General features: G+C 66.8%; 14 protein-coding genes. All 14 read right to left on the reverse strand.

The annotated features are described in order from the left end of the window. Window positions 1-85: 85 nt before the first annotated feature. Window positions 86-1,354, reverse strand: coding sequence for a cytochrome P450 family protein (locus IG75_RS0112470; protein WP_036513673.1), 1,269 nt, complete (start codon window positions 1,352-1,354; stop codon window positions 86-88). Between the two features lie 145 nt (window positions 1,355-1,499). Continuing rightward, on the reverse strand, window positions 1,500-2,717 hold the full coding sequence (locus tag IG75_RS0112475; RefSeq protein WP_030521398.1) for a cytochrome P450 family protein: 1,218 nt from the start codon (window positions 2,715-2,717) through the stop codon (window positions 1,500-1,502). Between the two features lie 11 nt (window positions 2,718-2,728). Then, window positions 2,729-3,850: a cytochrome P450 family protein gene (locus tag IG75_RS0112480; protein ID WP_373863744.1), complete on the reverse strand. Its 1,122-nt coding sequence runs from the start codon at window positions 3,848-3,850 to the stop codon at window positions 2,729-2,731. A 146-nt stretch (window positions 3,851-3,996) separates the two neighbouring features. Next, window positions 3,997-4,620, reverse strand: coding sequence for a GTP-binding protein (locus IG75_RS0112485; protein ID WP_051714539.1), 624 nt, complete (start codon window positions 4,618-4,620; stop codon window positions 3,997-3,999). Further along, window positions 4,595-4,942 carry a DUF742 domain-containing protein gene (locus tag IG75_RS0112490; protein WP_030521401.1) on the reverse strand — a complete coding sequence of 116 codons (348 nt, stop codon included), beginning with the start codon at window positions 4,940-4,942 and terminating at the stop codon, window positions 4,595-4,597. Before IG75_RS0112490 ends, IG75_RS0112485 begins: the two co-directional genes overlap by 26 nt. Next, the gene (locus IG75_RS0112495; RefSeq protein WP_030521402.1) at window positions 4,939-5,373 is read right to left on the reverse strand and encodes a roadblock/LC7 domain-containing protein; all 435 of its coding nucleotides are present in this window, start codon (window positions 5,371-5,373) and stop codon (window positions 4,939-4,941) included. Before IG75_RS0112495 ends, IG75_RS0112490 begins: the two co-directional genes overlap by 4 nt. Then, window positions 5,373-6,953, reverse strand: coding sequence for an ATP-binding protein (locus IG75_RS0112500; protein WP_030521403.1), 1,581 nt, complete (start codon window positions 6,951-6,953; stop codon window positions 5,373-5,375). The genes IG75_RS0112495 and IG75_RS0112500 overlap by 1 nt, the downstream gene beginning before the upstream one ends. 823 nt (window positions 6,954-7,776) lie before the next feature. Next, window positions 7,777-8,166 carry a metal-sulfur cluster assembly factor gene (locus IG75_RS0112505; RefSeq protein ID WP_030521404.1) on the reverse strand — a complete coding sequence of 130 codons (390 nt, stop codon included), beginning with the start codon at window positions 8,164-8,166 and terminating at the stop codon, window positions 7,777-7,779. Continuing rightward, entirely contained in the window at window positions 8,163-8,666 is a 504-nt protein-coding gene (sufU, locus tag IG75_RS0112510) for a Fe-S cluster assembly sulfur transfer protein SufU (RefSeq protein WP_030521405.1), read from the reverse strand. The genes IG75_RS0112505 and sufU overlap by 4 nt, the downstream gene beginning before the upstream one ends. Window positions 8,667-8,669: 3 nt before the next feature. After that, window positions 8,670-9,923 (reverse strand): cysteine desulfurase, encoded by a 1,254-nt coding sequence (locus tag IG75_RS0112515; RefSeq protein ID WP_030521406.1) that lies wholly within the window; start codon window positions 9,921-9,923, stop codon window positions 8,670-8,672. Between the two features lies 1 nt (window position 9,924). Continuing rightward, window positions 9,925-10,695 (reverse strand): Fe-S cluster assembly ATPase SufC, encoded by a 771-nt coding sequence (gene sufC, locus IG75_RS0112520; protein WP_030521407.1) that lies wholly within the window; start codon window positions 10,693-10,695, stop codon window positions 9,925-9,927. Between the two features lie 44 nt (window positions 10,696-10,739). Then, window positions 10,740-11,918 carry a Fe-S cluster assembly protein SufD gene (gene sufD / locus IG75_RS0112525; protein WP_030521408.1) on the reverse strand — a complete coding sequence of 393 codons (1,179 nt, stop codon included), beginning with the start codon at window positions 11,916-11,918 and terminating at the stop codon, window positions 10,740-10,742. Further along, a complete protein-coding gene (gene sufB / locus IG75_RS0112530; protein WP_030521409.1) occupies window positions 11,918-13,354 on the reverse strand; it encodes a Fe-S cluster assembly protein SufB in 1,437 nt (478 codons plus the stop codon). Before sufB ends, sufD begins: the two co-directional genes overlap by 1 nt. Beyond that, a complete protein-coding gene (locus IG75_RS0112535; protein WP_030521410.1) occupies window positions 13,351-14,205 on the reverse strand; it encodes a helix-turn-helix transcriptional regulator in 855 nt (284 codons plus the stop codon). Before IG75_RS0112535 ends, sufB begins: the two co-directional genes overlap by 4 nt. Window positions 14,206-14,639 lie beyond the last annotated feature (434 nt).

The following is a 14,639-nucleotide window of genomic DNA, read 5'->3' on the forward strand; positions in this document are numbered from 1 at the left end:
GCCGGGGCGAGAAAACAGCGCACCCGGCGCAACACAGTGCGGCCATCCACGAACAGCACCGGCCCGGCCGACCGATATGCGACGTTCAGCGACCGTTTATCCGGATCGGCGGGGACTCGGGAAAGGTGACCGGCAGCGATACCAGCGCCCGATGGAACGGGCCGGGCCGCCATCGCAGATCGGCCTGCGGTACCGCCAGCTCCATCTCCGGCACCGCGTCCAGCAACTGGTCGATCGCGTCCTGGACGATCAGCAACGCCACCGAACGGGCCGGGCAGCTGTGCTGGCCCGCGCTGAATGCCAGATGCGACCGGTTGATGGTCGGCCCATCGGCTCTGATGGCGGGATCGTTGTTGCAGGCGGTCATACTGATCAGCACCGGCTGGTGTGCCGGCAACCAGATACCGTCGATCAGCATCGGCTGCCGCGGATAGCTGATGCAGTAATTGGACAGCGGTGGATCGTTGAACAGCACCTCGTCGAGGGCATCCCGGGTGGAGAGACTGCCGTCCAGCACATTGGCCGCGAAACGCTCATCGGTCAGCATCAGCAGCAGCGTGTTCGCGATCAGATTCTGCGGCGGCTCGGTCCCCGCGCCGTACAACAGCGCCAGCTGCTGCCGGGTCTCCTCGTCGCTCAACTGCACCGGATGCCGGACCAGCCGGGTGGTGATGTCGTCACCGGGCTGAACCCGTTTGAGCCGGGCCAATTCCAGCAGCGCGTCGGCCTGGGTGACATTGCCCTCGGCCGCGTCCACTGTATCGAACATGGCCGCCAGACCGCGGGCCGCGCGGTGCCCGAGTTCGGGTGGGCAGCCGAGCATGGCGTTGAGGGTCGCGAAGATCAGCGGGGAAGCGTACTGCCCCACCACATCGCAATAGCCGTCGGTGCAGAACGAGTTGATCAGCGTGACCGCGATCTGCTCGATGGTGGGACGCAATTCGTGCATATCGATCTCGCCGATGGCCGAGACCGCGGCCGACCGGTAGCGGATCCGCTCCTGGCCGACGGTGCGCAGCGGATTGGGCCGGTACTCCATCATGGGCAATACCGGGCAGTCCTCGGCTACCCCGCGCTGCCATACCCGCGGGTCGGCGGGAAAGTGTTCGGGGTCGTTGAGGATCCGCAGGGCGGTGTGATAGCCGATCACCAGGGTGGCCGGGACGCCCGGGGCCAGCTCCACCGGAGCCAGCGAACCGAACCGCTGCCGCATCTCCCGGTACATCTTGTGCGGATCGGCGGCGAACTCCTCCGAATACAGCGGGACGTACGGGCCGATGGGATCCACCGGGGAGCCGTGGATCACCAGGCGTGGATCGGAAACGCGGTACCGATCATGTTGTGCTGTGGTCATGACATCACACTCCGAGGTTCGTATGAATCGGTGAATAGTGCGTTCTCGCAGACCTATCCGCCGACCCATACATCCCGCTCAGCGACGTCCGCGACGAGCCATCAGCATGAAGTTGTAGTAACCAGAACCTTTTACGCTACCGGCTTCAGCCCAGGTACACAGGCAATTCCTGGTGACCGTTGGAAACGAAGCTCACCACCGGCTTCAACTCGCCGACCGCCACGGCCAGCCGGATATCCGGGAACCGCCGGAACAGCGCGGGCAGCGCCAGCTCGCCCTCCATCCGGGCCAGCGGCGCACCGATGCAATGGTGCGCCCCGTGGCCGAAGGACACATGATCCTTGGCCGCCCGGGTCACGTCGAACAGATCGGCGGTGTCGCCGTGGATCTTCGGGTCGCGGCCGGCCGCGGCGTAGGAGGCCAGGATGGCCTCGCCCTTGCCGATCCGCAGTCCCTCGATTTCGATGTCCTCCACGGCGTACCGCAGCGGCAGATGCGCCACCGGGGCCTGGTAACGCAGCGTCTCCTCGACCACCTCCGACCAGCTCACCTCGCCCGCCAGGGCGGCCGCGCGCTGCTCCGGATGGGTGAGCAGCGCGACGATGGCCTGGTCGAGCAGGTTGACCGTCGTCTCGTGACCGGCATTGATGACCAGCATCAGGGTTTCGACGATCTGCTTCTCGGTGAGCTGCGAACCGTCCTCGTCGCGACTGCCGATCATCACGCTGGTGATGTCGTCCCCGGGGTTGTCGCGCCGATAGGCGACCAGTTCGGTGACCAGACCGTACATCTCGACGAAGTTGGCCTGGGCCCCCGCCTGATCGATCGTGGTGTCGAAATACCGGTCCACACAGACGCGCAGACCCGCGCCCAGCGAATCCGGAACCCCCAGCAGTTCGGTGATCACCTGGATCGGTACCGGATAGGCGTAGCCCTCACGCAGGTCGACGACCTGGCCCGCGGGCACGGCGGCCAGCCGGTCGAGCAGGTCGGCGATAAGCGCTTCCACCCGCGGGCGCAGCGCCGTGGTCCGCCGGTGGGTGAAGGCCGGGGACACCAGCCGGCGCAGCCGGCGATGGTCGGCCCCATAGGTGGTGAACATGTTCTCCACCGCGATCCACGGCAGCAGCGGCCAGTCCTCGGTGATCTCACCGTTCACGAACGCCGTCCAGTGCTGGCGCGGGTCCTTGGACACCCGCGGATCGGCCAGCAGGCTCTTCAGGACCGTCGCGTCGGTCACCGACCAGGCGGGCACGTTACCCGGCAACTCGATCAGCGCGGCGGGACCCTGGGCGCGCAACCTCGCCGCTTCCCCTTGGGTATCGGCACCTGCCATATCCAGGACGATGGGTTGGCGTTCCAACGACTGACTCCTTATACGAGATGCAACGGAGGAGAAGGCGGGAAAACGACCGGCAGGGCGGCCAGGGCCCGGTGGAAGGGCCCCGGACGCCAGATCAGTTCCTCGGGTGCCATCGCGAGTTCCAGTTCGGGCAGCGCGTCGAGCAGCAGGTCGATCGCCCCCTGGACCACCACGAACGCCGGCGACTGCGCGGGGCATGCGTGCGGTCCGATACTCCAGGCCAGATGGGAGCGGTTGCCCGTGTGGTCGGCGCCCCGGATGGCCGGGTCGTTGTTGCACGCCGAGAGGCTGATCACCACCGGCTGGTGGGCGGGCAGCCAGGTGTTCTCGACGAGAATGGGCTGCCGCGGATAGGTGGTGCAGAAGTTGGCCATCGGCGGGTCGTTGAACAGCACCTCGTCCAGCGCGTCGCGGGTGGACAGCGCACCGCCGAGCATGTTTCCGCCGAACCGCTCGTCGGTCATCATCAGCAGCAGGGTGTTGTTGATGAGGTTCTGCTGCGGCTCCACCCCGGCGCCGTAGAAGCTGATCAGATTGGACAGCAGCTCCTCGTCGTCGAGTTTCGCCGGATGGTGTACCAGCCGGGAGGTCACATCGTCGGCCGGATCGGAGCGCTTCATGAAGACGAGCTCCATCAGCGCCTCGCTGAGATGGGTCATCCCCCATTCGGCGTTGACCGTGTCGAACAGCGCGGCCATCCCATTGGCGACGCGCTCGCCCAGTTCCAGTGAGCAACCGACCATCTGGTTGATCACCTCGAACACCAGCGGAAACGCGTACTGCGTGACCAGGTCGGCCTTGCCCGTCTCACAGAAGGAGTTGATCAGCGGAACTGCGATCCGCTCCACGGTCTGGTGCAGTTCGTGCAGGTCGATGCCGTCGATCGCGTGCACATACACCTGGCGGTAGCGCTGATGCAGCTCACCGCTGTTACGCAGGGCGTTCGGGTACCACTCCATCATCGGTTTGACCGGCGAATCGGGCGGGATACTCGTCTGCCAGGTCCGCGGATCGGCCGGGAAACGGTCGGGATCATTGAGGATCCGGACGGCCGCGTCATAGCCGATCACCAAGGTGGCCGGCACATCCGGGGCCAGATCGATGGGAACCAGCGAACCGTATCGGCTCCGCATCGCGGCATAGGCGCGATGCGGATCACCGGCGAATTCTTCGGAAAAGAGGCTGAAGCGGTCGCCAACGCCTCCGGTGGGGTCTCCGTGAACGACCGGGCAGCCGGTGAACGGAGGTTGCTGTTGCGGAACCGGAGAGAACTGCGTGGTCAAAGACGAGACTCCAATCGGCGGAACAGAAATTCGACGAGCGTGATCAGCGACTGCAGGCAGGTTCGCCGATCACGGGCGTCGAGGGCGATGAGCGGAGTGTCTTCGGTCAGGTCGAGTGCCTCGCGCACTTCCGACAGCGGGAAGCGGTTCGAACCCTCGAACTCGTTCACCCCGACCGCGTACGGCACACCGCGCTCCTCGAGTACGGCCAGTACCTCGTCGGCCTTCTCGATACGCCGGGTGTCCACCAGGACCAGGGCACCGAGTGCGCCCTTGGCCAGTTCCTCCCACAGCGGGATGAACCGCTGCTGGCCCGGCGTACCGAAGAGGTACAGGGCCAGTTCGGGATTGAGCGTGATACGGCCGAAGTCCATCGCGACCGTGGTCTGCGTCTTCGATCCCAGGCCGCCCAGATCGTCGATACCGACGCTGGCCTCGGTGATGGTCTCCTCGGTACGCAGCGGCTTGATCTCGGAAATACTGCTCACGAAGGTGGTCTTACCGACGCCGAAATTACCGGCTACCAGCAATTTCACCGATCGGGTCACCGTCTCCGGCACATAGTCGACCGCGCGGCCGTATTCCGCGGACCGATCAGGCCGGGAGAGCACGGAGCCCATTGAGTACCTCCTCGAGCAGGGCGATCTCCGGCATTATTTCCGCCGGGGTCGGGATATTGAGATGTCCGCTGTCCAGCAGGTCGGACACGACGATCGTTACCACCGACGGCGGGAGGTCGAGATAGGCGGCGACCTCCGCGATCGACAGGGCGCCGCGGGCGCAGACATCGACCACCCGGCGCGCATCCGGTGTGGAGCCCGGCGCCGGATCTCCGACGGCGACGACCAGGGTGACCAGGCCGAGCTCACGGGTCGGACGGGAGCGCCCGCCGGTCCGCACATACGCGCGGACCAGGTCTGGATCACGCCGCGACCGGCTCATTGCAGATCGCCGCCGTGTGCGCCTCTGCGAGGTTCACTCCCGAGCTCGTGGCCGACCCGGCCGGCGAGCTCGTTCATCCGGTGGGCGATCAGGCCCACATCGATATCGGTCATGGTCGCCACACCCAGGAGCGCGCCCTCGCCCGCCGCGGTGATCATGATCATGCCCTGGTCGTATTCGGTCATGTTCTGCCGCACATCGTTTCCGTTGCTACCACAGAACTCGCCGAGCGCCTTACCGAGCGAACGCAGGCCGGAGGCGGCGGCGGCGAACCGCTCGGCATCGTCTTTCGCGATACCCGCCGAATGGGCGATACGCAGCCCGTCCTCGGACAACAGGACGGCGAATCGGACGCCGGGAACCTCGAGATCGTCCAGTAACCAGCCCAGTTTATTGGTGCTGTCGGATACCACTGTCCTCGGTGAACCCATCAGGATGTCATCCCTTCGGTGTGTTCGGATGCGGCGGCACGGCCGCTCTTGGAGCCGCTCTGCCAGGCAGCGGCGATATCGGGGCGGGGCTGCCCCGGTTCGGTCCTGTCCTGTCCGGACACGCGATCGTTGATGTCATCAGGGACGGCCGCGGCACGGCGCCGGCGCCGGGGCAGACCGCCGCTGGTGATGTCGTGGACTGTCGTACGCTGCTCGCTCTCGGTCTCGTCGATGCCACCTGCCGCCGAAGTCCGCTCGACAGGCCGGGAGCTCTCGGATACGACCGGGATCGCGGCGTGCGCGCCGGTGCTCGTCGCCGAATGTGCTCCGATACCGGACGATACGGCGTTACCGACCAGAGCGTTAGCGGAGCTTCCCGATACCGACGAGGTCTGGCCGCCGGGGACCGCGGCGAGTTCCCGCGGCGCGGGGGCGCCGACCGGCGACGCGGCGTCGTTGTCCTGGTTGGCCTTCGGTGCGACCAGCAGTGCCTCCGGGATGTAGACCATGGCGCGCATACCGCCGTAGGCGTTGGGTCCGTCGATGTAGACGGTGAACCCGTAGCGGCGGGCGAGCGCGGCGATACCGGGGAAACCGACCTTGGGGGCCGGGCCGAGCTGATGGATGTCGATCGAGCGTTCGTTGGCCAGGACCTGGCGGGCCTCTTCCATCTGCTCGGCGTTCATCCGGACACCGGCGTCGTCGACGATCACGGTCACACCGTGATGACCTTCCTGGAAGGTCACGTCCACGAAGGAGGTCGGCGGCGAGTAGCGCAGCGCGTTGTCGATGAGCGAGGCCAGGGTGTGCACCAGCGGTTCCACCGCACGACTGATGACGATGCGGTCGAGCTGGGACGGGCGCACCCGCAGGTAGTCACGGACACGACCGGTCGCGCCACCGACGACATCGGTGAGCGACTGGGCGGGCCAGCGGCGGCCGGGCAGACCACCACAGACGATCACGTAGGACTGCGCCTGGCGGATCATCTGCTGCACGGTGTGGTCGATCCGGATGAGGGTCTCGTAGACGCGGTCGTCGCGGTGTTCACGGAGCGCGGAGCTCACGACCTGGGAGACGTCGGCTCCCAGGCTCACCACGGAGGTGCCGAACGAGCGGACCGCGGCGCTGGTGGCCTCACGGGCAAGGGTTTCCGAGCGTTCGCGGCCGGCGTCGGCCTCGGTACGCACGTTCCGCTCGGCGGCCGAGACGGCGGTGCGTACCTGCTCCTCCATCTCCCGGGTGACGGCTTCGCGGGTTTCGCTCTGGACGGTCCGCAGGTCCTCGGTGACCCGGTCGACTATCCAGCGCAGGCATTGGGCGAAGCGCGAATTCTCCAGTCCGGGGGGCACTTCGGGTGCCACGGCGGTCTGGTCGAACCGGCGGGTGGACTCCGAGAGGGCGGGCAACGTGCTGGCCGCGAGATGCTCGAGCGCATCCTCGCGCACGGCTAGTTCCCGCTCGAGCACATCGAGTCGTTTCTGTTGGTCTCGCACGGCCCGAACGGCGTACCACGCCACGCCGAGCACCAATATGGGGGCGAGTATCCAGGGAAGCAGCACGGCGGTATTCAGATTCATCAGCTTTCTCGTCGTTGACGGGGCTCGAGGTGCGCCACGCGGTGCCGTGGCATGCCACGGCGCTTCGTCTCGCCTTCCTCGCGACGCCGACCATGTTCGCCCCTGGCCGGATGAGGGTCCGTGCCGGGCACCGCGGTAACGGTCGGTGACATATCCCTTAGTTACTTTCGACTACCCGAAAGTAACTAAGGGACAAGTCATTCGGCCGATCGATGACCATCGGAGCACATCCTCCGATGGCCCGGAACCCGACGACTCGCTCACAGTAGCAGCATTGTGGTGAACTCTCTCAATAACGGCCGATAATCGATTGTCACCTTTCCGTGATAGGGCCGCGACCTCGCAGAATGCGGAAAGGTATTGCGACCGTGAAGATCACGACCGCGGAGCGCTGCGGGGACTGCGCGCGCGGCACGGGGTGCTCCAAGGCACACCGTGATCGCATCCCCTATCACCAGGGACGGAGCACAGAAAGCAGACCGAACGGTCGGTGATTGGCGGCGGGCCCGGAAAATTGATATCAAGACAGGTCCAATACTGCGCGCGCCCACTCGAATCGGGCGCCCGGCCCGGGCCGAAATGCCCAATGCGCGCCTCCCGGCAGACGGCGCGACGATCACCGCGGAGACGTGGAATAGCCGTATTCCAGTAAAGCCCCGGCATTACCGGGCGAAATGCGACCGGGGCTCGGGAACGGCCGACCGGTCCGTACCGGCAGCCGGCTTCCCGGCCTTCTGTCCGCACCAATTCGGGTACAGACCAGAACGCGACGGCGACCGTATCGGTCGCCGTCGCGAAGTGCCGCGCGGTGGGTGCGCGGGCCTCAGACCGTGAAGCCGAGCGCCCGCAACTGTTCCCGGCCGTCTTCGGTGATCTTGTCCGGACCCCACGGCGGCATCCAGACCCAGTTGATCTTCAGATCGTCGACCAGCCCGCTGCGGACCAGCGCATTGCGGGACTGATCCTCGATCACATCGGTGAGCGGACAGGCGGCCGAGGTCAAGGTCATATCCAGCACCGCGGTGGTTTCCTCGACCCGCATTCCGTAGACCAGGCCGAGATCCACGACATTGATACCGAGTTCGGGATCGACCACATCGCGCATGGCCTCCTCGAGATCGGCGAGCTGCGCCAGATCCTCGGCCGAGAGTTCGGCGTCGGGGCCGGCCGCCGGTTCCGGCACGGTGGCTTCGGTGGCAGAAGTATCGGTCATGCTGTTTCCCCGTTCCGTGAGCGGTCGGTCGCGGACGCACCGGATCCCGCGGCGGAATCGGCCGCGCCGTCGACCCGCAGCACCGCGTCCTTGAATGCCATCCAGCCCAGCAGTGCGCATTTCACCCGGGCCGGGTATTTGGCGACACCGGCGAAAGCGATTCCGTCGCCGATTATGTCCTCGTCGCCCTCGACGGTGCCCCGGCTGCCGATCATCTCGTTGAACGAGTCGACCACACCCAGCGCCTCCAGAACCGGCAGTCCGATCACCTGATCGGTCAGCACCGAGACCGAGGCCTGGCTGATCGAGCAACCCTGGCCGTCGTAGGACACATCCTCGACCTCGCCGTTGTCGCCGAGCCGCACCCGCAGCGTCACCTCGTCACCGCAGGTGGGGTTGACGTGGTGCACCTCCGCGCCGAACGGTTCCCGCAGGCCGCGGTTGTGCGGATGCTTGTAGTGATCCAGGATCACTTCCTGGTACATCTGCTCCATGCGCATGTTCTAGGCAACCCCGAAGAAGCTCTGGGCCTTCCGCACCGCGGCGACCATCTTGTCCACCTCATCCACGGTGTTGTACAGCGCGAACGAGGCGCGGGCGGTCGCGGCGACGCCGAAACGCCGGTGCAGCGGCCAGGCGCAGTGGTGACCCACCCGGATCGCCACGCCCTCGTCGTCCAGGATCTGGCCCAGGTCGTGGGCGTGGATTCCGTCGGCGAGGAAGGCGACCGCGCCACCGCGGTCGACGTTCTCGGTGGGGCCGATGATCCGCACACCCGGTACGGCGCCCAGCCCGGCGAGCGCGGCGTCGACGAGGGTGTGCTCGTGCGCGGCCACCGCGTCCATCCCGATCTCCTCGAGATAGCGCACGGCGGCGCCCAGCCCGATGACCTGTGAGGTCATCGGCACCCCGGCCTCGAAACGCTGCGGCGGCGGCGCGTAGGTGGTCTGCTCCATGGTGACGGTCTCGATCATGGAACCGCCGGTGATGAAGGGCGGGGTCTCCTCGAGCAGCGCTCGCTTCCCGTACAGCACACCGACCCCGGAGGGGCCGAGCATCTTGTGCCCGGAGAAGGCCGCATAGTCGACATCCAGTGCGTGGAAGTCGACCGGGGCGTGCGGTACCGACTGGCAGGCGTCGAGCACCACCAGCGCGCCCACGGCGCGGGCCCGGCGCACCAATTCGGCGACCGGCGCCACCGCACCGGTGACATTGGACTGGTGGCTGAAGGCCACGACCTTGGTGGCCGGCGACAGGTCGAGCGAGTCCGGATCGATGCGGCCGTCGTCGGTGACGCCGTACCAGCGCAGGGTGGCGCCGGTCCGGCGCGCGAGTTCCTGCCAGGGCACCAGATTCGCGTGATGCTCCAGTTCGGTGATCACGATCTCGTCGCCCGGGCCCACGTGATACGGGAACCGGTCGTCGGAGAACGCGTAGGTCACCAGATTGAGCGATTCGGTCGCGTTCTTGGTGAACACGAGCTCGTCGGCGGCGGCGCCGACGAAACGTGCGATCTGCGCGCGGGCGTCCTCGTAGGCGTCGGTGGCCTCCTCCGACAGCTGATGCGCGCCGCGGTGCACGGCGGAATTACTCGCCAGCAGGAAGTCGCGTTCGGCGTCCAGTACCGCCAGCGGCCGCTGCGCGGTAGCCCCGGAATCCAGGTACACCAGCGGCTTCCCGTCCCGGACCGTACGGTTCAGGATCGGGAAGTCGGCCCGGATCCGGGCGACGTCGAAGGCGGGAAGGGTCGCGGTCATCTCAGGCTCCGGCTCCGGCGGTCTGGGTGAATTTCACATAGCCGTTGGCGTCGAGTTCCTCGGCGAGTTCCGGGCCGCCCTCGGCGACGATGCGGCCGCCCACGAAGACGTGCACGAACTGCGGCTGGATATAGCGCAGGATCCGGGTGTAGTGGGTGATCAGCAGGACCCCGCCGTTCTCCCGCTCCCGGTAGCGGTTCACGCCCTCGGAGACGATCCGCAGCGCGTCCACATCCAGGCCGGAATCGGTTTCGTCGAGGATGGCGATCTTCGGCTTGAGCAGGCCCAACTGCAGGATCTCGTGCCGCTTCTTCTCGCCACCGGAGAAGCCCTCGTTCACACTGCGATCGGCGAAGGCGGCGTCGATATCGAGTTCGTTCATCGACTCCTTCACCTCCTTGACCCAGTGCCGCAGCTTCGGCGCCTCACCGCGGACCGCGGTCGCCGCCGTACGCAGGAAGTTCGACATCGAGACACCGGGGACCTCCACCGGGTACTGCATGGCCAGGAACAGCCCGGCCCGCGCCCGCTCGTCCACCGACATCTCCAGCACATCTTCACCGTCGAGGGTGATAGAACCCGAGGTGACGGTGTACTTGGGATGCCCGGCGATGGCGTAGGACAGTGTCGACTTACCGGAGCCGTTGGGGCCCATGATGGCGTGCGTCTCGCCGGATTTCACGGTGAGGTTCACACCGTTGAGAATCTTGACGGTGTCCCCATCGGGGGTGGCGACCTCGGCGTGCAGGTCCTTGATTTCCAGGGTGGTCATAGGGTGTCGAATTCCTTCGGTGGTCTGGGAGGCCGGGTGGTCGGTCAGGCGCCGATCGCGGCGAGTTCGGCTTCGATGGCCGCCTCGAGCCGCTCGGCGACCTCACCGACTCCGATCTTGTGGATGATCTCGTGGAAGAAACCGCGCACCACCAGGCGGCGGGCGGCGTCTTCCGGAATACCGCGGGCACGCAGATAGAACAGCTGCTCGTCGTCGAACCGGCCGGTCGCCGAGGCGTGGCCCGCGCCGACGATCTCACCGGTCTCGATCTCCAGGTTCGGCACCGAATCGGCGCGGGCGCCGTCGGTGAGGACCAGGTTGCGGTTGATCTCGAACGTATCGGTTCCCTCGGCGGCGGCCCGGATCAGCACATCGCCGACCCAGACCGTGCGAGCGTCCCCCTTGGGCGAATCGGGATCACCCTGGAGCGCGCCCTTGTACAGCACGTTCGATTTGCAGTGCGGCACCGCGTGATCGATCAGCAGACGCTGTTCGAAATGCTGACCAGCGTCGGCGAAGTACAGGCCGAGCAGTTCGGCGTCACCGCCCGGGCCCGCGTAGCGGACATTGCCGGTGAGCCGGACCAGTTCGCCGCCGAGGGTGACCGCGGTATGCCGCAGTACCGCGTCGCGACCCACCAGGGCGTGGTGCGCGGTGGCGTGCACGACATCGTCGGCCCAGTCCTGGACCGCCACCACGGTCAGCTTGGCGCTGTCGCCGAGCACGAATTCGATGTTCTCGGCGTAGGTTCCACTACCGCGCTGGTCGATCACGACGGTCGCGACGGCGAATTCGGCCAACCGCACCTGCAGGTGACCGTAGGCGGTCTTCCCTTCACCCGGTCCGGTGATCCGCACGACGACGGGTTCGGCGACCTCGATCTCCTTACCCACCGAGATGACCGTCGCCTGTTCGAAGCCGGAGTACGCCTGGGCGGCGACCCGGTCGGACGGGGTACCGCCCTGCCCCAGGCGGGAATCTTCGCGACCCACGGTCTCCACGGTGACACCGGTGACCTGCCCGATCTCGACCCCGGCCCGCCCGTCGGCGGTGGCGGTGCCGTTGTGCAGGCCGCGCAGCCGGCGCAGCGGGGTGAACCGCCACACCTCGTCCTTACCGGAGGGGATTTCGAAGGCGTTCACATCGAAGGAGGTGAACACCTCCCCCTTGTTGATCGCCGGCTGGCGAGCCTCGGCGGCCTCGGCAACGTTGTCCAATGCCATCAGCCGACGGCTCCTTCCATCTGCAGTTCGATCAGCCGGTTGAGTTCCAGGGCGTACTCCATCGGGAGCTCCTTGGCGATGGGCTCGACGAAGCCGCGCACCACCATGGCCATCGCCTCGTCCTCGGTCATCCCGCGGCTCATGAGGTAGAACAGCTGCTCCTCGGACACCTTCGACACCGTCGCCTCGTGCCCCATGGTCACGTCGTCCTCGCGGATATCGACGTAAGGGTAGGTATCGGAACGGCTGATCGTGTCGACCAGCAGCGCATCGCATTTCACCGTCGACCTGGACCCGTGCGCGCCCTTGTTGACCTGCACCAGGCCGCGGTAGGAGGCACGGCCACCGCCGCGGGCCACCGATTTGGACACAATGGTCGAGGAGGTGTGCGGGGCCAGGTGCAACATCTTGGCGCCGGTGTCCTGGTGCTGCCCCTCACCGGCGAAGGCGACCGAGAGCACCTCGCCCTTGGCGTGCTCACCGGTCATCCAGACGGCCGGGTACTTCATGGTGACCTTGGAGCCGATATTGCCGTCGATCCACTCCATGGTGGCGCCCGCCTCGGCCTTGGCCCGCTTGGTGACCAGGTTGTAGACGTTGTTCGACCAGTTCTGGATGGTCGTGTAGCGACAGCGGCCGCCCTTCTTCACGATGATTTCGACGACCGCCGAGTGCAGCGAATCGGATTTGTAGATCGGCGCGGTGCAGCCCTCGACGTAGTGCACGTAGGCGCCCTCGTCGACGATGATCAGGGTCCGCTCGAACTGGCCCATGTTCTCGGTGTTGATCCGGAAGTAGGCCTGCAGCGGGATGTCGACGTGCACGCCGGGCGGCACATAGATGAAGGAGCCACCCGACCACACCGCAGTGTTCAGCGCGGAGAACTTGTTGTCCCCGGCCGGGATGACCGTGCCGAAGTACTCGCGGAAGATCTCCGGGTGCTCCTTCAACGCGGTATCGGTGTCGAGGAAGATGACGCCCTGCTGTTCCAGGTCCTCGCGGATCTGGTGGTACACGACTTCGCTCTCGTACTGTGCCGCGACACCGGAGACCAGCCGCTGCTTCTCCGCCTCCGGGATGCCCAGCTTGTCGTAGGTGTTGCGGATGTCCTCGGGCAGGTCCTCCCAGCTCTCGGCCTGCTTCTCGGTCGAGCGCACGAAGTACTTGATGTTGTCGAAGTCGATGCCGTCGAGGTTGGAGCCCCAGTTCGGCATGGGCTTGCGGTCGAAGATGCGCAGCGCCTTGAGCCGGTTCTCCAGCATCCAGGCCTGCTCGTCCTTCTTGGCCGAGATATCGCGAACGACCTCCTCGGAGAGACCACGCTGCGCGCTGGCTCCGGCCGCATCCGAGTCGGCCCAGCCGTAACCGTATTTACCCAGCGAGGCAATGGCCTCCTCCTGGGTGAGCGGTGGCACCTGGTCGGTGGTGGTCGTCATTCGGCGCTCCTTCCGGAGTCGTTCGGTGCGTCCGTTGCGGGCTGTGCAACGGTGGCAGGTGAAGCGTGCTTCGGTCGATCGGCGGCCGCCGTGGGCAGCACCGTCAGTGGTACGTGGGTGGTGCAGGCGCAGTCCCCGTTGGCGATGGTGGCCAGGCGCTGCACATGGGTACCGAGAACCTCCCGGAAGGCCGCGAGTTCGGCCTCGCACAATTCGGGGAATTCCTCGGCCACATGGGCGACCGGGCAGTGGTGCTGGCAGATCTGGACACCCGCGCCGACGCGGCGGGTACTCGCGGCGAACCCCGCGTCCGAGAGCGCCGTGGCGATCTCCTCGGCCTTGGCAGCCGTACCCGATTGCACGGAGCCCTCCGCGGTGGCGGGCTCGTCCGCCGCCGGCTCCGTACGGTGGCCGGGGAGCGGTTCGATCCCGTCGACCAGGGTCCGTGCGCGTTTACGGGCGAAAGCGGTGACCGCTTCCTCGCCGCCTATCTCGCGCAGCTGCCGGATGGCCGCACCGGCGAGATCGTCGTAGGCGTGACCGAGCATGCCGCGCCCGGCCGCGGTGAGCTGATACTGCTTGGCCGGCCGTCCGCGACCCTTCTGCTGCCAGGGCGCCGACCGTCCGGCGCGGGCCTGACCCGATTCGATGAGCGCGTCCAGATGCCGGCGTACCCCGGCGGGCGCCAGGCCCAGGGCACTGCCTATCGCGGTCGCGGTGATCGGTCCCTCCTCCAGCAGCAGCCGGACGATGGCGGCGCGGGTATGGCCTTCGCCGCCGGTCGCGGGCACGCCGACGGACCCGGTACCGGCCCGGTGACCAGCCCTTTCGTCCACATTCGGCAAACCCATAGTTTTCACAACATCAGTGTGGCGGAATTCGTTCCCGAAATCTAATAAGGGTGCCCTGAGCAGGCGGGTCGCCCGAACCGGCCACGTCCGGCCGGAGACGCCGAAATCGCCTGTTCGGACGAGAAAGTGCCGCTCGCGCCTCTCCTGCCGGATCAGTGCAGTGATGTGCTTCACTACGCCTGAACTCCGGACGGATCACGGGACCCCACGCCGAAGAATTGCTGCCCGGCTGCGCTCACGCCCGACGCTCCGCCGAGCGAACGAACCGCCGGGCTCTCCGGACCGGGCGCCCGGAAGCCGTTCGCGGAGCCACCGGCGTCGAACACCGCGCACCGGGCGCCGGATACCCACGGTAGCCAGAAGATGTCCGGCCCGGAAACGACGCCTCGGCACGCGTCCGGCCCGCCACACGATGCCGCGGCCCGGGCACCGGC

This window comes from Nocardia rhamnosiphila NBRC 108938 (genome assembly GCF_000720425.1).
Taxonomy (GTDB): domain Bacteria; phylum Actinomycetota; class Actinomycetes; order Mycobacteriales; family Mycobacteriaceae; genus Nocardia; species Nocardia rhamnosiphila.

What these genes read in the sequence shown, in the direction of transcription:
- IG75_RS0112470 (WP_036513673.1), bottom strand. Translation starts at nt 1,354, where the DNA reads ATGACCACAGCACAACATGATCGGTACCGCGTTTCCGATCCACGCCTG.
- IG75_RS0112480 (WP_373863744.1), bottom strand. Translation starts at nt 3,850, where the DNA reads ATGCGGAGCCGATACGGTTCGCTGGTTCCCATCGATCTGGCCCCGGAT.
- IG75_RS0112485 (WP_051714539.1), bottom strand. Translation starts at nt 4,620, where the DNA reads ATGGGCTCCGTGCTCTCCCGGCCTGATCGGTCCGCGGAATACGGCCGC.
- IG75_RS0112490 (WP_030521401.1), bottom strand. Translation starts at nt 4,942, where the DNA reads ATGAGCCGGTCGCGGCGTGATCCAGACCTGGTCCGCGCGTATGTGCGG.
- IG75_RS0112495 (WP_030521402.1), bottom strand. Translation starts at nt 5,373, where the DNA reads ATGGGTTCACCGAGGACAGTGGTATCCGACAGCACCAATAAACTGGGC.
- IG75_RS0112500 (WP_030521403.1), bottom strand. Translation starts at nt 6,953, where the DNA reads ATGAATCTGAATACCGCCGTGCTGCTTCCCTGGATACTCGCCCCCATA.
- IG75_RS0112505 (WP_030521404.1), bottom strand. Translation starts at nt 8,166, where the DNA reads ATGACCGATACTTCTGCCACCGAAGCCACCGTGCCGGAACCGGCGGCC.
- sufU (WP_030521405.1), bottom strand. Translation starts at nt 8,666, where the DNA reads ATGCGCATGGAGCAGATGTACCAGGAAGTGATCCTGGATCACTACAAG.
- IG75_RS0112515 (WP_030521406.1), bottom strand. Translation starts at nt 9,923, where the DNA reads ATGACCGCGACCCTTCCCGCCTTCGACGTCGCCCGGATCCGGGCCGAC.
- sufC (WP_030521407.1), bottom strand. Translation starts at nt 10,695, where the DNA reads ATGACCACCCTGGAAATCAAGGACCTGCACGCCGAGGTCGCCACCCCC.
- sufD (WP_030521408.1), bottom strand. Translation starts at nt 11,918, where the DNA reads ATGGCATTGGACAACGTTGCCGAGGCCGCCGAGGCTCGCCAGCCGGCG.
- sufB (WP_030521409.1), bottom strand. Translation starts at nt 13,354, where the DNA reads ATGACGACCACCACCGACCAGGTGCCACCGCTCACCCAGGAGGAGGCC.
- IG75_RS0112535 (WP_030521410.1), bottom strand. Translation starts at nt 14,205, where the DNA reads ATGGGTTTGCCGAATGTGGACGAAAGGGCTGGTCACCGGGCCGGTACC.